This window comes from Bradyrhizobium sp. Leo170, assembly GCF_004296405.1.
Classification (GTDB): Bacteria; Pseudomonadota; Alphaproteobacteria; order Rhizobiales; family Xanthobacteraceae; genus Bradyrhizobium.
Genome location: NZ_PSRR01000525.1, coordinates 1 through 3,691, shown reverse-complemented (window position 1 = coordinate 3,691; position 3,691 = coordinate 1). Strand labels below are relative to the sequence as shown.

Here is a 3,691-nt window from a genome sequence, read left to right as displayed (position 1 = left end):
TGCGAACTCACATCCCTCACGCTGTTTGAAATTTGAATCCGAACTTGCGGCGATGCTGTAGGGTGGGCAAAGCGACTTGTCCGCCGTAGCTCAACGAGCGAAGGCGGAAGCGTGCCCACCATCCCGAGCACGGCGCTGGATGGTGGGCACGGCGCAAGTGCGCCTTTGCCCACCCTACAGCACTATCTAACAGTCCTAGGCTGCAATGCCCTATTGCAAGCCGCTCTTATGCAAGGTGACGATCATGACGCGAATGATGCAGTCCGAGATCGTTTCGCCTTGCCGCCGTACTTGCTGCAGTCGCTCCCATGTCACCTCGTTGACCGGTATGAGCCAGTTGCCGTTTGGCAAGCGCCGTCCGGTCGGGGGCTCAACCGCGCTCTCAATCAGGGCGCGGCACTCCTCAGTGATCTCAATATTCGGCATCGCTTGATGGAAGCCCTCGCGGGATTAAAGCGGTCGGTGTTGGCCTGAGCCGACAAGATCCACCAGTTAAATCGCGGCAATGCTTTTAACTGGTATCGCGAATGAGACACTGCTAACGACGGAATCACGGCGAGTGTGCGGCCCTGCCGCGAGGTGACAGAGCGGTAATGTGACGCAACTTGTACCGCGTCCTTGCGTTACCATCTGAATGCTCATGCCCGACGACATCTTCGTGCCCAACCGCGCCCGCTCGCAGGGCCCGTTCCGCGACGCCAGGCCGCGGGGGAAAATCATCGACCAGGACGGACGCGAGATTCCGGAAGCGGCGCTGCATCCGCAGTTCGAGGCGTTCCGGCTTGATTTCGAGACCGCCAATCCGTTCGGCACTCTTACCCGTGAGCAGCGGCTGGCGCGGCTCGAGGCGATCGCGAAACTGCTCGACGTCGCCTTCATCGTACCCGGCACCAAGATCCGCTACGGCATCGACGGCCTGATTGGTCTGATCCCCGTGGTCGGCGACATCATCACGACGGCGATCTCGCTGTGGCTGGTGCGGGAAGCGCGTGCGCTGGGCGCGCCCTGGCACATTACCGCGCGGATGCCCGCCAATGTCGCGCTCGATGGCGCGGTCGGCCTGGTGCCGCTCGCGGGCGACGCGTTCGACGTCATGTTCCGCGCCAATGTCCGGAACGTGCGCATGCTCAGGCGCTGGCTGGACAAGCAGCCGCGGCTATGAGCGCAAAAAGAGAAAGCCCCCGGATCATCCCGAGGGCTTTTCGCTTGGGTCAGGGACGGATTGGTTTAAGCGGCGTCGGCGTCGGTATTGGTCTGCACCGGGCGCGGACGACGCGGCAGCGGGAACGCCTCGCTCTCATAGAGCGTGCGGATGCCGTTCTGGTCGAAACGGGCTTCCTCGACCTGCAGGTAGGCGCCGTTCAGCGAATCCGCCGGCAGCTCTTCCATGGCATACTGCACGGCTTCTGCCGCGGTGCCAAAGCGCCGATAGGCGAAACCGGCCCGCTTCTTCTTGCGAATGGCGGCGGGAAAGAGTTCGGCGGAGGTGTTAAAGTTGAACGGACGCATAGGACGCATGGTCGACGACCTCTTACTCTTCTTAGCGATAGCGCGATTGGGGGTTGGGGACGGCACGCCACAACCGGCGGCGCGCCGCACATGTCATTTCGTCCCCTAATATAGGCTTATTTGACAAAATTGCGACCCCTGAACGGTGCCGACAGACCTCATGATGAATCCGCGCATGGCAGTAAGGAAACTAGAATAAGCTGAATTGAATCAATTGATTAGCTGAGTTCCTGCGCACCCGGGCCCGCCGGAAGGAAAGAAATCTGAGGTGATCGGCCGATGTCTCGTCCGTGCATTATTCCGCGGCGCGGCGAAGGACGGGCGGAACGACGGCCTGCAAGGATTGCACGCATCGCGACGCGTTGACGTGGCCGGCAGCCCATAAGGCGCGACGTGCAGGGGCGAAGGCTTGTGCGGGGCGCGCGGCGCTTTAAAACTGACAGCAACAACAGAGCGACCGGTCATCGCGACGCCGGTTCGCGAGGAAACGTCAGGAACGCCCGAGGATCATGCTCAAGGAAGCCGCAACCTACGACGAGCTCACCCGCAACTTCCGCTGGGACGTCCCGGCGCGCTTCAACATGGCGACCGCCTGCTGCGACCGCCATGCCGACGGCTCGGGCCGGCCCGCGCTTGTCTATGTCGACGAGGACGGCACCCAGACGCGCACCACCTTCGACGAGGTCGCGGAGATGTCGCGCCGCTTCGCCAATGTGCTGAAGGCCGACGGTCTTCAGCACGGCGACCGCGTCGCGGTGTTCCTGTCGCAATCGCTCGAATTGCCGATCGCGCATCTTGCCGCCTTCCGCTCCGCGATGATCTCGATCCCGCTGTTCGCGCTGTTCGGCGAGGATGCGCTGGAATTCCGGCTGTCGAATTCCGAAGCGAAGGCGATCGTGACCGACGCGGCCGGCTGGGAGAAGTTGGCGAAGATCCGCGACCGCCTGCCCGAGTTGAAGAACGTCTATGTGGTCGGCGAGGAAGTCCCCGCAGGCACCAGGCCGTTCTGGCCCTCGCTGCGTGCGGCCTCGCCGGAGTTTGCGAGCGTCGACACCTCGGCCGATGATCCCGCACTCATCATCTACACGTCGGGCACCACGGGTAACCCGAAAGGCGCGCTGCACGCGCACCGCGTCGTGCTCGGCCACCTGCCGAATGTCGAGATGTGCCACAACTTCCTGCCGCGGCCCGGCGACCTGATGTGGACGCCCGCGGATTGGGCCTGGATCGGCGGCTTGATCAACGGCCTGTTCGCGTTCTGGTACCACGGCATTCCCATGGTTGGCCATCGCGCCCGCAAGTTCGAGCCGCAGGCGGCGATGCAGATGATGGCCGACCTCGGCATCCGCAACGTGTTCCTGCCGCCGACCGCGCTGAAGCTGATGCGCCAGGCGGGCGTGAAGAATTCGGGCGTGAAGCTGCGCAGCATCTTCACCGGCGGCGAGTCGCTCGGCGGCGAACTATTGGGCTGGGTGCGCGACACCTTCGGCATCGACGCCCATGAAGTGTTCGGCCAGACCGAGTGCAACCTTGTGATCGGCAGCAATTCAAACCTGTTTCCGATCCGCCCGGGTTCGATGGGCAGGGCGACACCCGGCTTCGACGTGCGCATCGTCAATGATAGAGGCGAGGAACTGCCGCGGGGCACGCGCGGCATCATCGGCGTGCGGCAGCCATGCCCCGTCACCATGATCGAATATTGGCGCAATCCGGAGGCGACCGCGAAGAAATATGCCGGCGCGTTCCTCCTGACCGGTGATCTCGGCGTGCAGGATGAGGACGGTTATTTCTGGTACGTCAGCCGCGAGGACGATGTCATCACCACCGCCGGCTATCGCGTCGGCCCGTCGGAGATCGAGCACACGCTGATGAAACATCCGGCGGTCGCGATGTCGGCCGTGGTCGGCATTCCCGATCCGATCAGGACCGAGTCGATCAAGGCCTGGATCGTGCTCCGCGCCGGTTATGCCCCAAGCGACACGCTCGCCCGCGAGATCCAGGACTTTGTCAAAGTGCAACTCGCCGCCCACGAATATCCGCGCTTCGTCGAGTTCGCGGAGTCGTTGCCGATGACCGCGACCGGCAAGGTGCTGCGCCGCGAGTTACGGGCGCGGGGGTAACGTCGTAGCCCGGGTGGAGCGAAGCGCAACCCGGGACGCCTGTCTCGGCTTTGCGAGCGGCC

Annotated in this window: 4 protein-coding genes; 2 read left to right on the top strand and 2 right to left on the bottom strand. The window is 63.5% G+C overall.

The features are described from left to right. Positions 1-210: 210 nt before the first annotated feature. Positions 211-426, bottom strand: a complete 216-nt coding sequence (locus CWO89_RS41790) for a hypothetical protein (protein ID WP_130584061.1) — start codon at positions 424-426, stop codon at positions 211-213. 208 nt (positions 427-634) lie between these two features. Here CWO89_RS41790 and CWO89_RS41785 point away from each other — a divergent pair, with 208 nt between their 5' ends. Next, positions 635-1,162 (top strand): DUF4112 domain-containing protein, encoded by a 528-nt coding sequence (locus CWO89_RS41785; RefSeq protein WP_130584060.1) that lies wholly within the window; start codon positions 635-637, stop codon positions 1,160-1,162. A 65-nt stretch (positions 1,163-1,227) separates the two neighbouring features. On the opposite strand, the gene CWO89_RS41780 is transcribed toward CWO89_RS41785, so the two are convergent. Then, positions 1,228-1,518: a hypothetical protein gene (locus tag CWO89_RS41780; protein ID WP_207234691.1), complete on the bottom strand. Its 291-nt coding sequence runs from the start codon at positions 1,516-1,518 to the stop codon at positions 1,228-1,230. 500 nt (positions 1,519-2,018) lie between these two features. Between CWO89_RS41780 and CWO89_RS41775 the strand changes: the two genes are divergently transcribed. Continuing rightward, positions 2,019-3,629 carry an acyl-CoA synthetase gene (locus CWO89_RS41775; protein WP_130584059.1) on the top strand — a complete coding sequence of 537 codons (1,611 nt, stop codon included), beginning with the start codon at positions 2,019-2,021 and terminating at the stop codon, positions 3,627-3,629. Positions 3,630-3,691: the final 62 nt, after the last annotated feature.

Coding starts and splice junctions, on each gene's coding strand:
- CWO89_RS41790 (WP_130584061.1), bottom strand. CDS start 426: ATGCCGAATATTGAGATCACTGAGGAGTGCCGCGCCCTGATTGAGAGC.
- CWO89_RS41785 (WP_130584060.1), top strand. CDS start 635: ATGCTCATGCCCGACGACATCTTCGTGCCCAACCGCGCCCGCTCGCAG.
- CWO89_RS41780 (WP_207234691.1), bottom strand. CDS start 1,518: ATGCGTCCTATGCGTCCGTTCAACTTTAACACCTCCGCCGAACTCTTT.
- CWO89_RS41775 (WP_130584059.1), top strand. CDS start 2,019: ATGCTCAAGGAAGCCGCAACCTACGACGAGCTCACCCGCAACTTCCGC.